At 39.1% G+C, this 15,801-nt stretch carries 16 protein-coding genes; 10 read left to right on the top strand and 6 right to left on the bottom strand.

Features of this window, described 5'->3' with window-relative positions; all coding sequences use genetic code 11:
- Window positions 1-47 precede the first annotated feature (47 nt).
- A complete protein-coding gene (locus IEE83_RS01030) occupies window positions 48-1,454 on the top strand; it encodes an efflux RND transporter periplasmic adaptor subunit (RefSeq protein ID WP_194118791.1) in 1,407 nt (468 codons plus the stop codon).
- A gap of 156 nt (window positions 1,455-1,610) precedes the next feature.
- Here IEE83_RS01030 and IEE83_RS01025 read toward each other — a convergent pair whose 3' ends face one another.
- Window positions 1,611-2,096, bottom strand: a complete 486-nt coding sequence (locus IEE83_RS01025; RefSeq protein WP_194118790.1) for a DUF456 domain-containing protein — start codon at window positions 2,094-2,096, stop codon at window positions 1,611-1,613.
- 220 nt (window positions 2,097-2,316) lie between these two features.
- Between IEE83_RS01025 and IEE83_RS01020 the strand changes: the two genes are divergently transcribed.
- Window positions 2,317-3,534 carry a saccharopine dehydrogenase family protein gene (locus IEE83_RS01020; protein ID WP_194118789.1) on the top strand — a complete coding sequence of 406 codons (1,218 nt, stop codon included), beginning with the start codon at window positions 2,317-2,319 and terminating at the stop codon, window positions 3,532-3,534.
- Between the two features lie 144 nt (window positions 3,535-3,678).
- Here IEE83_RS01020 and folB read toward each other — a convergent pair whose 3' ends face one another.
- From folB to IEE83_RS01005, 3 genes are all read right to left on the bottom strand, one after another.
- Complete coding sequence (folB, locus tag IEE83_RS01015) at window positions 3,679-4,029, bottom strand: dihydroneopterin aldolase (protein WP_194118788.1); 351 nt, start codon at window positions 4,027-4,029, stop codon at window positions 3,679-3,681.
- 6 nt (window positions 4,030-4,035) lie between these two features.
- Window positions 4,036-5,055 carry a DivIVA domain-containing protein gene (locus IEE83_RS01010; protein ID WP_194118787.1) on the bottom strand — a complete coding sequence of 340 codons (1,020 nt, stop codon included), beginning with the start codon at window positions 5,053-5,055 and terminating at the stop codon, window positions 4,036-4,038.
- A gap of 102 nt (window positions 5,056-5,157) precedes the next feature.
- Window positions 5,158-6,060 carry a WD40 repeat domain-containing protein gene (locus IEE83_RS01005; RefSeq protein ID WP_194118786.1) on the bottom strand — a complete coding sequence of 301 codons (903 nt, stop codon included), beginning with the start codon at window positions 6,058-6,060 and terminating at the stop codon, window positions 5,158-5,160.
- A 221-nt stretch (window positions 6,061-6,281) separates the two neighbouring features.
- Here IEE83_RS01005 and IEE83_RS01000 point away from each other — a divergent pair, with 221 nt between their 5' ends.
- Entirely contained in the window at window positions 6,282-6,917 is a 636-nt protein-coding gene (locus tag IEE83_RS01000) for a 4'-phosphopantetheinyl transferase family protein (protein ID WP_194118785.1), read from the top strand.
- Here the strand turns inward: IEE83_RS01000 and IEE83_RS00995 are convergent.
- Window positions 6,914-7,768 carry a transglutaminase-like domain-containing protein gene (locus tag IEE83_RS00995; protein ID WP_194118784.1) on the bottom strand — a complete coding sequence of 285 codons (855 nt, stop codon included), beginning with the start codon at window positions 7,766-7,768 and terminating at the stop codon, window positions 6,914-6,916. The genes IEE83_RS01000 and IEE83_RS00995 overlap by 4 nt on opposite strands.
- Window positions 7,769-7,981: 213 nt before the next feature.
- On the opposite strand from IEE83_RS00995, the gene galE reads away from it, so the two are divergent.
- The 7 genes from galE (at window position 7,982) to IEE83_RS00960 (ending at window position 14,951) form a co-directional block, all read left to right on the top strand.
- Complete coding sequence (galE, locus tag IEE83_RS00990) at window positions 7,982-9,001, top strand: UDP-glucose 4-epimerase GalE (protein WP_194118783.1); 1,020 nt, start codon at window positions 7,982-7,984, stop codon at window positions 8,999-9,001.
- A complete protein-coding gene (gene rfbB, locus IEE83_RS00985) occupies window positions 8,998-10,053 on the top strand; it encodes a dTDP-glucose 4,6-dehydratase (RefSeq protein WP_194118782.1) in 1,056 nt (351 codons plus the stop codon). The genes galE and rfbB overlap by 4 nt, the downstream gene beginning before the upstream one ends.
- A 72-nt stretch (window positions 10,054-10,125) precedes the next feature.
- Window positions 10,126-10,992, top strand: a complete 867-nt coding sequence (gene rfbA, locus IEE83_RS00980) for a glucose-1-phosphate thymidylyltransferase RfbA (RefSeq protein ID WP_194118781.1) — start codon at window positions 10,126-10,128, stop codon at window positions 10,990-10,992.
- A gap of 93 nt (window positions 10,993-11,085) precedes the next feature.
- Window positions 11,086-11,730, top strand: a complete 645-nt coding sequence (locus tag IEE83_RS00975) for an O-methyltransferase (RefSeq protein WP_194118780.1) — start codon at window positions 11,086-11,088, stop codon at window positions 11,728-11,730.
- A gap of 34 nt (window positions 11,731-11,764) precedes the next feature.
- A complete protein-coding gene (locus IEE83_RS00970) occupies window positions 11,765-14,020 on the top strand; it encodes a LysM peptidoglycan-binding domain-containing protein (protein ID WP_194118779.1) in 2,256 nt (751 codons plus the stop codon).
- A gap of 15 nt (window positions 14,021-14,035) precedes the next feature.
- Window positions 14,036-14,620 carry a DUF3109 family protein gene (locus tag IEE83_RS00965; protein ID WP_194118778.1) on the top strand — a complete coding sequence of 195 codons (585 nt, stop codon included), beginning with the start codon at window positions 14,036-14,038 and terminating at the stop codon, window positions 14,618-14,620.
- The gene (locus IEE83_RS00960; protein ID WP_194118777.1) at window positions 14,589-14,951 is read left to right on the top strand and encodes an MGMT family protein; all 363 of its coding nucleotides are present in this window, start codon (window positions 14,589-14,591) and stop codon (window positions 14,949-14,951) included. Before IEE83_RS00965 ends, IEE83_RS00960 begins: the two co-directional genes overlap by 32 nt.
- Window positions 14,952-15,019: 68 nt before the next feature.
- Here the strand turns inward: IEE83_RS00960 and IEE83_RS00955 are convergent, their stop codons facing one another.
- Window positions 15,020-15,427, bottom strand: coding sequence for a T9SS type A sorting domain-containing protein (locus IEE83_RS00955; protein WP_194118776.1), 408 nt, complete (start codon window positions 15,425-15,427; stop codon window positions 15,020-15,022).
- Between the last annotated feature and the right edge of the window lie 374 nt (window positions 15,428-15,801).

Here is a 15,801-nt window from a genome sequence, read left to right as displayed (position 1 = left end):
ACTTCTGCTGGCCTGAAAAATAAATAACCGTAAACCAACAACGAATTATGGCGCGTAAATCTTCAAATCGAATATGGTGGATTGTAGGAGGTATTGTAGTACTTCTTGTTGCCGGATTATTCGGAGCAAAACAGGCAGGATATATCGGACAGCCGAAACCTGTCGAGGTAGAATTTACAAAGGTCAAACGCGCAGACATTATTGAGCGTGTAAGTGCATCCGGAAAAGTTCAGCCGGAGGTAGAAGTAAAATTAAGTCCGGACGTATCCGGTGAAATTACCAACCTTTATGTAGCGGAAGGCGATTCTGTTGTGAAAGGACAGTTGCTTTTGAAAATCCGCCCGGATAATTATGAATCCTTAATGGCCCGCGCACAGGCCGCAGTAAATTCCAGCAAGGCAAATCATGAACAAACCAAGGCATTGGTTTTACAGGCTGAAGCTAAATTATCCCAGTCAAAAACAATTTACGAACGGAATAAAAAACTTTTCAACGATAAAGTAATTTCTGCATCCGATTTTGAACAATTCAGTTCTAATTATGATGTGGCAAAACAAGATCTTGAATCTTCAAAAGCAAACGTTTCTGCGGCTTTATATAATATCAAAAGTGCAGAGGCAAGTTTACGTGATGCTGCCGAAAACTTACGTAAAACAACCATTTTTGCTCCTGTGAGCGGAATTATTTCCTTGTTGAACGTGGAAGTTGGAGAACGCGTCGTTGGAACTTCGCAAATGGCAGGAACTGAAATGATGCGTATTGCCAATTTAAGTAATATGGAAGTTCGCGTGAATGTTAACGAAAATGATATCGTCCGCGTTACCTTAGGCGATACTGCGGAAATTGACGTTGACGCTTACAGTTCGTCAGGACGCAAATTCAAAGGAATTGTAAAAGAAATTGCCAACACCGCCGCCGGTCTTGCCTCATCAACCACAACATCCGCAGCGAGCACTTCCACCGATGCTGTAACAGAATTTGAGGTTAAAGTTAAGATTTTGAATACGTCGTTCAGCGATCTTATGTCTAGCCGCAGCAAAAGATCTTACCCGTTCAAACCTGGTATGACGGCGTCAGTAGAAATTATCACAAACAGAAAAGATAAAGTTATTTCGGTACCGATAGCAGCAGTGACTACCCGAAACAATAAACCGGCTGAGGACGACAAAGATCCAAAACCAGAAGGTACCGAGCCGGAAAAACCAAAAGGACAAAAAGAAGAAGCGGTTAAAGAGGTTGTTTTTGTGGCTGTAAATGGAAAAGCTGAGATGCGTGAAGTAAAAACCGGAATTAGTGATTTTGAAAATATTGAGGTATTGTCGGGATTAAAAGAAGGTGATGAAATTATCTCCGGACCCTATATCGTTGTGTCCAAAACACTAAAAACAGGAGACTTAGTAGAAAAAAAGAAAGAAGAAGTGAAAAAAGATGAGAAAAAATCAAATGAAAACTAGAACGCATGCGTTACAAATATGTAATAAGTTCGATTTAGTTTAGGTTAAAAAAGAAATCCTTGCGGCTTTGCTGCAAGGATTTTTTATTTAATCTATGATTTTGAAACGCAATTAAGGTTTTTGCAGAATAATCAACAAAGATTACTACGTTATTTTCTATCCTATATTCTTCCAAAGTTCGGCTACTGCAAAACCAATCATAACCAGACAAAGCAAAACCTGGATTACGATACCGGTCAAAAATCCGACGAAAGAACCTAACGCTGATTTCAGAGCAGCATTTATTTTAGCTCCTCCTATTAATTCTCCCAGTAAAGCTCCAAGAAATGTTCCGATGAAAATACCGATTGCCGGAACAAAAAGAAAACCAGCCAGTAAGCCAAGTGTTGCACCAATAGCTCCATACCGCGTCCCTCCAATTTTTTTCGTTCCCCAAACAGGAATGTAATAATCCAGGACACCAATAACTAAGGTGATAAATCCCAAAGTATAAAGTGTTGTATGACTAAATTCAGCGAATTTACTGATATGTAATAAAACAAGCCCGGTAAAACTTAAAGCCGGTCCGGGCAGTGGCAGAATTGCTCCGGCAAGACCTGTAAACAAACATGCAATCCCGGCAACAAGCAGCAAAATATCCATGACTCCGATGTTAAATTAACAATGAATTAACAAAAAAACATTTGGCCGTCCTATCTTTGCAAATTGAAAAGACGATTAAGTTAACAGAAAGCTTTCAGCCTATTGTTTGAAATTAATCGTCTGCAATTGTGAACAAGTGATAGCTGGCATTCATTTTATTAAGATGCTGGTAAAGAATCACTCATTCAATCATTCACGCAATCATTCATTAAAAAAACAAATGTCCAAAGTTCTTATTATTGGTGCCGGCGGCGTCGGAAGTGTGGTGGCGCACAAATGTGCACTGAACAGCCAGGTGTTTACAAGCATTATGCTTGCAAGTCGCACAAAATCAAAATGCGATAAAATTGCAGCAGAAATTAAAGAAATGCATGGTGTTGACATCGAAACGGCGCAGGTTGATGCTGATATCGTTGCAGAAACTGTAATGCTCATCAAACGCTTCCAGCCAAAATTGCTGATCAACGTTGCACTTCCTTACCAGGATCTGACCATTATGGAAGCTTGTCTTGCGACTGGCGTTCATTATCTGGATACGGCCAATTACGAACCAAAAGATGTTGCCAAATTTGAATATAGCTGGCAATGGGCATATCAGCAACGCTTTAAAGAAGCTGGTTTGATGGCTTTGCTTGGTTGTGGTTTTGACCCGGGCGTTACGCAGGTATTTACTTCGTACGCCAACAAACACTATTTCGATGAAATGCATTATCTGGACATTATCGACTGTAATGCCGGCGATCATGGAAAAGCATTTGCAACGAATTTCAATCCTGAAATCAATATTCGTGAAATTACCCAACCAGGTCGTTATTGGGAAAATGGAGAATGGGTTGAAATTGAGGCTATGTCAATTCACAAACCAATTGAATACCCAGGCATCGGACCAAAAGAAAGTTATGTACTTTACCATGAGGAACTTGAATCGCTGGTAAAAAACTTCCCGACTTTAAAACGTGCACGTTTCTGGATGACATTTGGACAAGCTTACATTACGCACTTAAACGTGCTTGAAAATGTAGGAATGACCAGTATCAAACCGATCAAATTTAACGGTATGGATATTGTTCCGCTTGAATTTTTGAAAGCAGTACTTCCTGCTCCTGATTCATTGGGCGAAAATTATTCAGGACAAACTTCAATCGGTTGCCAGATTAAAGGAACAAAGGACGGTGAAGAAACCACCTACTACGTTTGGAATAACTGCGATCACGCTGAATGTTACAAAGAAGTTCACGCGCAGGCAGTAAGTTATACAACAGGCGTTCCGGCCATGATCGGTGCGATGCTTATGCTGACAAATGAAGAATGGATGAAGCCGGGTGTCTGGAATTGCGAAGAGTTGAATCCGGATCCATTTATGGCACTCTTGAATACCCAAGGTTTGCCATGGAACGAAAGAATCAACATCCCGCTCCCACACGAATATCCGGCGTGATAAATATATAAGTGAAGAACAAATTCTAAAACCAGAAAAGCCAACTCAAAAAGTTGGCTTTTCTTTTATAAAAACTATTTTATACCCAATCAATTTCAAATTCCAATCATTAACAATTAACCCTTAACAATTAACCATTAAAAGCTATCCTTCCATTGTAATCGTCGCCCTCGTACAAACCCCACCAATCGGCGGATTGAATTTGGAAACCCTTACTGTCACCTTCTGTACATCCGGATAATGTTCTCTTACACTTGCGATTACCTTAAAACCAATATGCTCCAATAATTTCGCGGGTTCCTGCATCACTTTTGCGGCAATCTGGTACAATGTTTCATAATTGACCGTCGCACTTAATTTATCTTTGACCGCCGCCTCAATAAAATCAGTATTGATGGTGATGTCCAGCGCGTATTTGTTACCAATTCTTTGTTCTTCCGGGTAGTAGCCGTGATAGGCGAAAAACTCCAGGCCTTCTAATGATATCGTACCCAATGTAAATTATATTTGGTCAAAGAATGATCCGCCTGTACTTTTTGGCAAAACTGGTTCCTGAGGTTTCTCTCTAAATGTATTTACAGCTTCGCGCTGCGTATTTTCACGAGGTCTTGTTTCACGTTCATTTTCACGTGTTTCGCGTGATTTTCTCAATTCAGCAAGAGCCTCGGTTGCTGCATCTGCTGCGCTTAAATCCTCTTCTTTAACAGTTGGTACCGAAATTTCTTCTATCTCTTCAACAACTGCCTCAACCTCTACCTGTTTTAAAACGGTGACCGGCTCTTCTTCGACAATCTCTTCTTCAACCAAAAACGGTTCTTCCGCTTCTGGTGTTGAAACAATTTCAAATGCTACTTCTGGTGTCTCATCTTTCAGAATAACTGCTGCTTCCTGAACCTCAGGTTCTGATTTTTCAACTTCACTAGGAAAAGTTAGCTTTTTAGGAATCTCGATTTCGGCAACATGCTGCTTAATTTCTTCCATCTTGTTCAAGACAGATTCCTTATCGTATTTATTCTCAAATCTTTCAACCGTTTCAATTGTATTATTGGCAAGTGAAGAAAGCTGCACGACAAGATTATCCCTGAAATTTTCAATTGCACGGAAATCACGTTCCTGATTTTTTATTTCAACCGCAAAATCCTCTTTGAATTTTTTAAGTCGGTTTTCAGTTTCCAGAATGATCTGATTCGTTCTTTGCTCCGCTTCCGCTATCAGCGAATCCGCTCTTTCTTTGGATTCCTCAACCCTTTTATCAGCAGATTCAATGGCTTCTTTTTCAATCTGCTTACTAACATCCTCTGCCGACTTTAATGTGCGAAACAGCGTGGATTCGATATCTTTTAACTTGCTAAGTTCTTTTTCTGCATAATCCAACTGCATTTTCAGCATGCTGTTTTCACTGGAAAAGCGCTCCCATTCCTGCGACAATGAGTTGAGAAATGCATCAACTTCATCGGGATTGTAACCTCTGAAAATCTTTTCAAACGTATGTTTACGTATGTCTATTGCTGAAATTTTCATGATGGATATATGCTTTTAAATTTAAATCGTAACGGTCGTCTAAGATAAAGACATATGACCAACATTTCAAAGTATTTAACTGAATTACACTTTTAAACCATATTAAATGGCTACTTCCCATACCGAAATCATTCGATCGTCACTGCAGGATACCAACTGATTTTCAAAGCTTGTCCAGAGCAATTTGTTCACCGAAGTGGCGTGCCCGGCCAAACGGGAGCGGTCTATTATTTTTTTCAGCCTGAATGTTTCTGAATCCCAAAGTTTAATGGATTTGTCCATACTGCACGTTGCAAAATGTTTTCCATCCGGACTGAAAGTGATATTGTTAACTGCATACATATGCGCAGCTACATCTGTTACAGCCTCATATTGGTTTCGAACATCCCAGATTTTGATGTGCGCATCCCTTCCGGTTGTAAAAAGAAAATTCCCATCCGGAGAATATTGAACGGAAAAAACCGAATTAGTGTGTGCAGAAATTGTTTTTTTTAATTTGAACCCTTCAAAATCAAAAATGTGAACATTCCAGTCACTATCTCCAACAGCAAATTCTCTCGTAACCGGATTTATTGAAATAGACCTCACACTATTTGTAGCAACCTTGATATGTTTTTGAACAGAAAGCGAGGGAACATCCATTACCTCAATCACACCATCGCCCAATGCAAGCAGTGCTTTATTCTCCCAGATTTTTATATCGAAAATCGCCGAAGCCGTAACTTTTGATGCATATTCAATTTTATTATTGGCAATATCAAGAACCTGAATTCCTTCAAAATTTTGTCCGATCCACAAAAAATTACTGGTCACGTCCAGACAAAGTGAATAAACTGAAACACCCGCTTTTGCAACCAGTTTCCCCATATCCGGTTTTTTCAGATCCCAGTGGATAACGAATCCATCACCGCCGGAAGAGTAAAATCCATGATCTGTATTATCTGAAATAATTGTATAAACGCTGTCGCGATGACCGGAAAAAGTGTCTACTTTGCGAATTATCATTGTGCGAAGCTTTTGGCTGTTAGCTATGAGCACTTAGCTTTTGCCATTAGCATTAATAGTAAAAAAAACAGTAACCTGCTTTTGTAAATTTATATAAAAATTAAGACGTCTTTTGTAAAAATTAAACAGTTTCAACCACTGTATTTACAATATAATAATCGTTTGAGCCACACTAAAAGCTAAATGCTAACAGCTGACCGCTCGATTTAAACACAAATTATATGCCGCTCGTTCATTCCGAAAAGATTGAAGAGAATAGTACTTTACTACTCTGGAAACTGACAGAAACTGAATCTGAATTACACGAAAGCCTTGGCTCTTTGTTTAATCTGGACGATCTGGAGACAATTTCTCATCCGCAGAAAAGACGCGAATGGCTGGCCAGCCGCATACTTATCAAGATTCTTGTTGAACGATTCGGATTCTTGTATGAAGGTACCCATAAGGATGAACATGGAAAAGCATTTCTTGTCAACAACGCTTCACATATTTCTATCACCCATACTTTCGATTACGTCGCCGCTGTGATTAATGCATCCGCACCTGTTGGCATCGATATGGAAAAAACCGATAACAAACTTCAAAGGACTTCCGGAAAATTCCTTTCTCCGCCTGAATTTGAACATGCAGGCAATCATCTGGAAGTTCTTTGCATGTACTGGTGCGCAAAAGAAGCGATTTACAAATTGTATGGAAAAAAGAAAATCAGCTTCAAAAATTCAATTTATATCAAACCGTTTGATAAGTCTGAATTGATTTTGGATGGAATTTTATCTGATGACGACGAAGATCTCAAAGTCAACTCCAATATCCACATTCGCTGGTTCGAAGATTATTGTCTGGCAGTTTCAGTTTAGATACTATCGTCGCCGAAGCTTTCCAAAGTTGATTTCAGAATATTTTCAATTTCCTTAATCTTCTCCTGTTCTCCTGTTTTTTCGTAAGATAAAATCAGGTTACGCAATACCCGCTGAATGATTTCCAGATTGGTACAGGGATTGTAAAAAATATCTTTCGGTTTGATATTTAACTGAGCGATATAATGATCAATATCAGTCTTTGAAAAAATAATTCCGCGATTGAAAACATTGATATAAAACTGTGTATTATGGCTTTTGTAAGTCAAAACAAACAGATTTGGAAGATTCACTCCATAAACCGGCAAACCGAGTTTACGCGCAATCAGCAAATAAATCACACATAAAGTAATTGGATTGCCCCGGCGGTTTTCCAAAACCACATTGATCATCGAATTTGAAGGCGAATGAAAACTTTTCGTATTCGCAGCAAAATTCATTGACCCAAAAAATATGCTATTGATCCGCTTGATCTGATCAATCGGATTCATTTCTTCTTGAAACTGGATCCAGATGTCATAGTAAAGCTGTTCAACAATCGTTTTAAGATTGTCGAGCGAAAGTTCAGGATAATGATAGGTGGACAAAATCCACATACCTTCCATCAAATCCAGACCGCCGCCGTTTTTCCATGACTGCAATCTCTCGTTCATAATGCTCAATTGGAGCTCATGAATTAGTTCTTCTATTTTACGCTGAAGATTCGGGTTAAAGCTTTCTTCCCATTCTGTTTCCAGAAAAGGAATCACATTTCCACCTAATGATAAGATCTTCCCCTCAACGTGCTGAGTTACTTCATGATCTTCATCATCAAGTAAAGATATCAGCGCCTTTATTTCTCTCTTGTTCATTTTCTGTCGAATCTGCTTTTAACAACCAACGGATAAATAAAAACATTTTTTTTTTATGGACGTCAAATTTTCTACTTTTGCCCGGAAAAAAATTGTATTTTGAAGAGATATTTCACAGTTGATATCGCTTCAAAATTCGGTTTTGGAAGTACAAAAAGAAACTTTTAGATATAATTTTCATACTTACCACAAATTTCTTTTAAGATCATTCCTATGAAAATTCTTGTTACCGGCGGAGCGGGCTTTATTGGTTCACATACCGTTGTTGAACTGCATGAAGCCGGTTTTGAGCCTGTTATTCTTGACAATCTTTACAATTCAAATCGCGAAGTACTCAACGGAATTAAAGGCATTACGGGCAAAGATTTCCCCTTTTATGAAATTGACTGTAATGATATTGAAAAAGTAAGAGCTGTATTTGAAAAAGAAAAATTTGACGGTGTAATTCATTTCGCAGCCTACAAGGCGGTGGGAGAATCAGTTGAAAAACCGTTAAATTATTATGAAAATAATATTATTTCCTTGCTTGTCTTATTAAAGGTAATGAAGGAATTCAACGTTGACAAATTTGTTTTCTCTTCTTCCTGCACCGTTTACGGTCAGCCCGATGCCTTGCCTGTGACGGAAAGTACGCCTCGCAAACCTGCCAATTCTCCATACGGAAATACCAAAGCAATTGCCGAAGACATTATTCGTGATCACGTTCATTCTGCTCCGGGTATCAAAGCAATTTCCCTCCGTTATTTCAACCCCATCGGAGCGCATAAAACTTCTCTGATTGGTGAATTACCAAACGGCGTTCCGAGCAACCTGGTTCCTTTCATCACGCAAACAGCCGCTGGACTTCGTGAGTCATTAACGGTTTTTGGCAGTGATTATGATACGCCGGACGGAACTTGTGTACGCGATTTTATTCACGTAGTGGATTTGGCAAAAGCACATTTGAAAGCGTTACAATTGCTTGACGAACAAACAGACGGTAATTATTACGATGTTTTCAACGTAGGAACAGGACAGGGTTATACTGTTTTGGAACTTATCAATACATTTGAAAAAGTAAGCGGCGAAAAACTTAATTATTCTATCGGACCGCGGAGAGCTGGTGACGTGGAAAAAATTTATGCACAATCAGACAAAGTAAATTCTGTCATGAAATGGACTGCTGAAAAAACAATGGCAGATGCACTTCTTGACGCATGGAATTGGCAACTAAAAATCACACCAAAAAAATGAAAAAGATCTTAATTACCGGAGGTGCCGGCTTCATTGGCTCTCACGTCGTTCGCCGTTTTGTAGTTCACCATCCTGAATACCATATTTATAATCTGGATGCCCTGACTTACGCAGGAAATCTTGAAAATCTTCGTGATATTGAAAATGCACCAAATTACACTTTTGTAAAAGGTGATATTGTTGATGCGGAATTTATTGACAAGTTAATTTCAGAAACTGATTTTCACGGAATTATCCACCTTGCCGCAGAAAGTCATGTTGACCGTTCGATCTCTGATCCAATGTCATTTGTAATGACCAATGTAGTTGGAACTGTGAATCTTTTGAACGCTGCGAAAAAAGCATGGAAAGAAAATCTGGCTGATCATCGGTTTTATCACGTTTCTACGGATGAAGTATATGGTGAATTGCATGATCCGGGTACTTTCTTTACTGAAACGACAAGCTACGATCCGCGTTCTCCATATTCTGCTTCAAAAGCATCTTCTGATCACTTTGTAAGAGCATACCAGAATACTTATAATCTTCCGGTTGTTATTTCTAACTGTTCAAATAATTATGGCCCGAATCATTTCCCGGAAAAGCTGATTCCGTTGATGATCCACAACATTATTCAAAATAAACCGCTTCCAGTTTATGGAAAAGGCGAAAATGTTCGTGACTGGCTTTTTGTTGAAGATCACGCGATTGCGATTGATACCATTTTCCACAAAGGGAAAAATGGCGAAACATATAACATCGGCGGACACAACGAGTGGAAAAACCTTGACCTGGTTTTATTGCTTTGCCGCGTAATGGATAAAAAATTGGGTCGTGAAGAAGGTGAGACTGAAAAATTAATCACTTACGTTACTGACCGCGCCGGACACGATCTTCGTTATGCTATCGATGCTACGAAACTTTCGGAAGAACTTGGATGGAAACCTTCATTGCAGTTTGAAGAAGGCCTGGAAAGAACTGTAACCTGGTATCTTGACAATCAGGAATGGTTGAATAATGTTACCTCAGGCGAATACCAAAAATATTACGACGGAATGTACTCCACCAGATAGTTCGTATGTTTGGGCGATTGTCTTTTTTGACACTCGCCTAAAAAACAACTATACAAACATTAAAGAAGTAAAATGAAAGGAATTATTTTAGCTGGTGGATCCGGTACAAGACTTCATCCACTTACGTTGGCGGTGAGTAAGCAGCTTATGCCTGTTTATGACAAACCGATGATTTACTATCCGTTATCAATTTTAATGCTGGCCGGAATCAAAGAAATCCTGATCATTTCTACACCACACGATTTGCCTCATTTTGAGAAATTGTTAGGTGACGGAAGTCGTTTGGGATGTTCAATTTCTTATGCCGTTCAGCCAAGCCCGGATGGACTGGCGCAGGCGTTTATTATTGGCGAAGAATTTATCGGAAAAGAAAAAGTAGCACTTATTCTGGGCGATAACATTTTTTACGGATCAGGACTTTCGCAATTACTACAATCCAACAATAACCCTGAAGGCGGTGTTATTTTCGCTTACCAGGTTCAGGATCCTGAGCGTTATGGTGTTGTTGAATTTGATAAAGATTTCAATGCTTTGTCAATTGAAGAAAAACCGGATGTACCTAAGTCAAATTATGCAGTTCCCGGTTTGTATTTTTATGACAATCAGGTGGTTGAAATTGCAAAAAGCATACCTCCCTCCCCACGTGGAGAATTGGAAATTACGGATGTAAACCGTGTTTATCTTGAAAAAAACCAGTTGAAGGTGGGCGTTCTGAACAGAGGAACTGCCTGGCTTGATACCGGAACTTTCCAGTCTTTAATGCAAGCGGGACAATTTGTTCAGGTTATTGAAGAACGTCAGGGTTTGAAAGTGGGCTGTATTGAAGAAATCGCCTATCGTATGGGCTTCATTAATGTTGAACAGCTGCGTGAAATTGCCAAACCATTGGTTAAAAGTGGTTATGGAAAATATCTTTTAGGCCTTGTGGCCAATCTTTAAATATTGAAAAAAGCAGTTGTTGGCGGGTTATAAGAGTAAATAATTCAATAACAGCTGCTTTTCAATTTGTAATCCTTAAAATTCATTCAACAAATGAAGTTTCTGGCGGAAGAAATAGAATTGTATTCCGAAACTCATACTGAGAATGAAAACGAATTGCTAAAATCTCTTAACCGGGAGACACACGCTAACGTACTCAATCCCCGTATGCTTTCCGGGCATTTGCAAGGGCGGTTTTTATCCATGATTTCCCGCATGATTTGCCCTGAGAAAATTTTGGAAATAGGTACTTACACAGGTTATTCAGCGCTCTGCCTGTGTGAGGGATTAAAAACCGGGGGAAAACTTATTACCCTCGATATTAATGAAGAGCTTGAAACCCTTACCCAACGTTATTTTGATCAGTCCGAATTCAGTAATCAGATCGATTACAGAATTGGCAATGCGCTGGATATTATCCCGACGTTGACAGACACTTTTGATCTGGTGTTTATGGATGCTGATAAAATCAATTACATGAACTATTTTAACCTTTGTATTGACAAAGTCAGGCCGGGAGGATTTATCCTTGCCGACAATGTTTTGTGGAGTGGAAAAGTAGTGGACAAGGAATTAAAGAAAATAGATAAGGATACTCAAGCGTTATTGGATTTCAACAACATGGTTCATGAGGATGAACGCGTTTCCAATATCCTGCTGCCCATCCGTGACGGACTCATGATCCTTCAAAAACTATAACTCGCAAATCTAACAAGCCAAGCTTTCATCATTTATGAACAAAATTTCCAGCACATACTTAAAAATAACCACACTGGTTTTCTTCTCGTTTGTTTTTCAAATTCAACTGGCAGGAGCTCAAAGCAATTCGCCGGAAATTCCATCGAGTATTATGTTTGGGGGAATTACGGTAAAATTTGACAGAAGCGCGCAAAACCTGATTGAGGAAGATATCAAAAGCCTGATGTCAAACAAGAAGTTCTGGGAAGAAAAAATGGACCGGGCAATACTATATTTCCCGATTGTGGAAAGTATTCTGATGGACGAAGAAGTTCCTATTGATTTCAAATATCTGGCCGTTCAGGAAAGTTCCTTCAAGCCTGATGTTGTTTCAAGTTCCAATGCAGTTGGTTTCTGGCAATTTAAACCTGAAACAGCACAGGAATTAAATCTTCGTGTTGATAAAGACGTTGATGAAAGAAAAAATATCAGTTCTTCAACACACGCAGCTGCGTGGTATCTGAAGAAAAATAACCAACAATTAAACAACTGGGTTTCTTCACTTTATTCTTATTATCAAGGTGTAGGTGGTGTTAAAAAACTGGTTCCGGCAAACTGGTCGTATGCGAGAGAAGTTACTTTGAACGGAAAAACGGATCGTTACATGCTTCGCTTTTTTGCACATAAAATTGCATTGGAAGCTGGTATTGAAAGATATCGCACGACCAATTCCATGGTTCTGATTGAATCAGAATATGGTAAAGGAAAAACATTTTCTGAAATTTCAAGTGAATTGGGAATTCAGGAAAGAGATTTAAAAAGTTATAACCGCTGGGTAAGCGATGAAAGAATTCCTACTGACAGAGAATATCTTGTAACCTTGCCGGTACCTTCAAACTTAGTTGCTTCGGTACGTTCCAAATTATCGCTGCCTGCACAAAGTCAAGTTGTTTTGGCTTCATCTTCATCGGCAACATCGGCTTCCAACGCAATTCCTGACGAAACAGGTTTTCCGATTTTGAAAAAATCAAATGCAAAATCCGGCGACAAAAACGGATATGCCTTTTATGAAATAAATGGTTTGCCTGGTATTGAAGCGAAAGCCGGAGATGATGCAAAAAGTATCGCCAAAGCGGGAAATTTAAGAAGACCGAGATTTTTGAAATACAATGATATGTCGGTTGATATGCCGATTATTCCTGGAAATGTTTATTACCTGGCTCGTAAAAACAAGAAAGCCGCTACGCCATTTCACACAGCAAAAACAGGTGATTCATGGCAAAGTATTTCTCAGCAATATGGTCTGAGATTGGTTAATCTTTTAAAATATAACCGTACGATCAGCAAAACCTATCCGCTTCAAACCGGACAAGTTGTTTGGCTGAACAAAAAACGTCCGAAGAAAACACCAATTGAAATTATCACGCCGAAACCAGGTGACAAAACGGTTACTGATCCAATCATTGCTTCAACTCCGGCACAGCCTCAGTCGGGCAATAATATTCCTGCAAATGCTTCCGGAAGAAAAAAATATACGCCGGTTTTGGTTGATAAAAATCAGAGCAGTATCGCAAAGGAAGATCAGAATTTTCAACCTGGGGTAGTACCAAACGTTCCATCACCATCAACCGTTGAAATTCCGGCCGTAGCAGCTGCTCCATCTGGAAATACAAATGACAGAGTTGTGATTATTACACAGGATGGAAGTGATGGCTCTTTCAAACAGGCACAGGAACCAAAAGCAGTTCCAAGTAAACCTGCTGCAAAACCTGCCGCTGGCAAGGCTGTGGCTAAAAGAACGGATAGTAATCCATTCTCAACACCATCGGAAAATGCGTCACGTACGCCTGCCAATACACAGCCGGCAGCTTTTGATAATCCTTTGCCGCCTGTTAAGGAGAAACCTGCCGTTACCGCAGTTAAGGAAACCACAAATTTTCACACAGTTCAGGCTGGACAGACGTTTTACAGCATTTCCAGAATGTATAATTTATCTGTAAAAGAGCTGCTTGCGATCAATCATTTGAATGATATTGTAAAATTAAGTGTTGGCCAAAAACTGATTGTTGGAAAAGAAGCAGCGACTGTTTCGGAAAGTGAAACGAACAAAGTTTCCGGAAATACAAAAGCCATAGCAGAAGAGCGTGCACCGCAGCGTTCAGGGGTAACAACTCATACGGTAGCGCCAGGCGAAACACTTTTCCGGATTTCCCAGAATTATCATGTTGGGATTGAAGAACTTCAAAAACTTAACAAATTGTCCGGAAATACTGTTATCGTAGGTCAGAAACTAAAAATACCACAACAATAATAAACAAAAAACAAAGTGATACTCATTGACAATACCTGCATCAGCGACGATATTGAAGACCAGCTTTTTGTCTGTAATTTGGACAAATGTATGGGCGCGTGCTGCGTGGAGGGAGATTCGGGCGCTCCGCTGGATCCCGAAGAATTACCTATTCTGGAAAGTATTTACAAGCATGTAGAGCCATATCTGACCGAGGAAGGTAAAAGAGTAATTGAAACCGAAGGTACTTATACAACCGATTTTGATGGTGATTATGTAACACCGGTCATCAATGGAAGAGAATGTGCTTACGCAATTTACGATGAAAGAAAGATACTGAAATGCGGAATTGAGCAGGCTTATAACGACGGAAAAATCGATTATAAAAAACCGATTTCCTGTCACTTGTATCCAATCCGTGTTACAAAATATGAGCAATATCACGCGCTGAATTATGACCGCTGGGAAATTTGCAGTCCGGCTTGCAGTTTCGGACAAGAACTTGGCGTTCCGCTTTATCAGTTTTTAAAAGAACCTTTAATTCGCGCTTACGGGCCGAAATGGTATAAGGAACTAACGCAGGAAATCGATGAGCGCAAAGAAGCAAGAAACAACATATAGTCCGGCGACTAATGATTTTTTCGGGAATGTTTATGATGTCGTTCGTTTAATTCCAAAAGGGCGCGTTACTTCATATGGTGCAATTGCTGCTTATCTGGGCTCCAAAAGAGGTGCAAGAATGGTTGGATGGGCTCTTGGCAATGGCTACACCCAAAATGATCTTCCTGCCCATCGCGTTGTAAACAGAAACGGTCTATTAAGTGCGAAACTTCAATTTGGAACGCCTACCGCTATGCAGGAAAAACTTGAAAGTGAAGGTGTGCAAGTGAAAGACGATAAGGTCCAGGATTGGCATAATAAATTCTGGGATCCTGAAAAAGAATTATCCTGAGTATCAAAATATTCAGACATAAAAAAATCCCGGCCATTTCTGGCCGGGATTTTTTTATGTCTGTTGTTTTACAAAACCACCTCTTTGTTATTAGAAGTTTCGATTTCCAATTTTTTGATAATTTTATTGTCCTTGTTATACAGTTCGAAGTGATACGTTCCGTCTTCCATTCTTTCCACATCAAAAACGCGACGGTATGGGCGATCTTCGTTTTTCTTTAATACTTCCTGATAAACAATATTTCCTTTGCTATCTCTCAATAATACATTTACAGAAGCTTCCGGAATTTTGTCGATAGCTAATTTTACTTTGTTTGTATTGGCTAATTTGTACAGAGAGGCGTCAAATGTTGCTACGGATGCTTTTACTTTTTTGTCAGTTTTCTCCGCCTTATTTTCTTTGGCGTAAGAGAATGATACAAGAGAAAAAGCTAGTGTCAAAGACAAAACGAATTTGGTAATTGCTGAAATTTTCATGGCTGTAATTTTTAAAATTTGATTATTTATTTAACATGGTTACCTGACTACTAAAAAAGCCCGTGCCAAATAAAATTTCGCTATGCCAAATAAAAATATTATCAAACAAACGTTTGATAATCAATAGTTTATGTAAAATTAAAATCACATTTCAAAATTTAAAAAGTGTTCATTAACGAACAAAATATTCCGATACTGAACATTTTGGACTTATTTGGAATATTGTGCCGATTTCACAATAATTTCTCCTGCGTATGAGCCCCATGAGGTTACATTATTTTTTTGAAGTTTAGGTTAGATAAAGATCTAAAATCAAGAAAATTAAATTTCTTACACGTTAAAATCGTATCAGACAGATACACTGTTTTCTTCGA

Source organism: Dyadobacter subterraneus (assembly GCF_015221875.1).
In the GTDB taxonomy this organism is placed as follows: Bacteria; Bacteroidota; Bacteroidia; order Cytophagales; family Spirosomataceae; genus Dyadobacter; species Dyadobacter subterraneus.
Note: the sequence above shows the minus strand (reverse complement) of the source record. Positions and strands in the feature narration are given on the sequence as shown.

Coding starts and splice junctions, on each gene's coding strand:
- IEE83_RS01025 (WP_194118790.1), bottom strand. CDS start 2,096: ATGGATATTTTGCTGCTTGTTGCCGGGATTGCATGTTTGTTTACAGGT.
- IEE83_RS01000 (WP_194118785.1), top strand. CDS start 6,282: ATGCCGCTCGTTCATTCCGAAAAGATTGAAGAGAATAGTACTTTACTA.
- galE (WP_194118783.1), top strand. CDS start 7,982: ATGAAAATTCTTGTTACCGGCGGAGCGGGCTTTATTGGTTCACATACC.
- IEE83_RS00995 (WP_194118784.1), bottom strand. CDS start 7,768: ATGAACAAGAGAGAAATAAAGGCGCTGATATCTTTACTTGATGATGAA.
- IEE83_RS00955 (WP_194118776.1), bottom strand. CDS start 15,427: ATGAAAATTTCAGCAATTACCAAATTCGTTTTGTCTTTGACACTAGCT.
- rfbB (WP_194118782.1), top strand. CDS start 8,998: ATGAAAAAGATCTTAATTACCGGAGGTGCCGGCTTCATTGGCTCTCAC.
- IEE83_RS01020 (WP_194118789.1), top strand. CDS start 2,317: ATGTCCAAAGTTCTTATTATTGGTGCCGGCGGCGTCGGAAGTGTGGTG.
- IEE83_RS01005 (WP_194118786.1), bottom strand. CDS start 6,060: ATGATAATTCGCAAAGTAGACACTTTTTCCGGTCATCGCGACAGCGTT.
- IEE83_RS01010 (WP_194118787.1), bottom strand. CDS start 5,055: ATGAAAATTTCAGCAATAGACATACGTAAACATACGTTTGAAAAGATT.
- IEE83_RS00975 (WP_194118780.1), top strand. CDS start 11,086: ATGAAGTTTCTGGCGGAAGAAATAGAATTGTATTCCGAAACTCATACT.
- IEE83_RS00970 (WP_194118779.1), top strand. CDS start 11,765: ATGAACAAAATTTCCAGCACATACTTAAAAATAACCACACTGGTTTTC.
- IEE83_RS00960 (WP_194118777.1), top strand. CDS start 14,589: ATGAGCGCAAAGAAGCAAGAAACAACATATAGTCCGGCGACTAATGAT.
- IEE83_RS01030 (WP_194118791.1), top strand. CDS start 48: ATGGCGCGTAAATCTTCAAATCGAATATGGTGGATTGTAGGAGGTATT.
- rfbA (WP_194118781.1), top strand. CDS start 10,126: ATGAAAGGAATTATTTTAGCTGGTGGATCCGGTACAAGACTTCATCCA.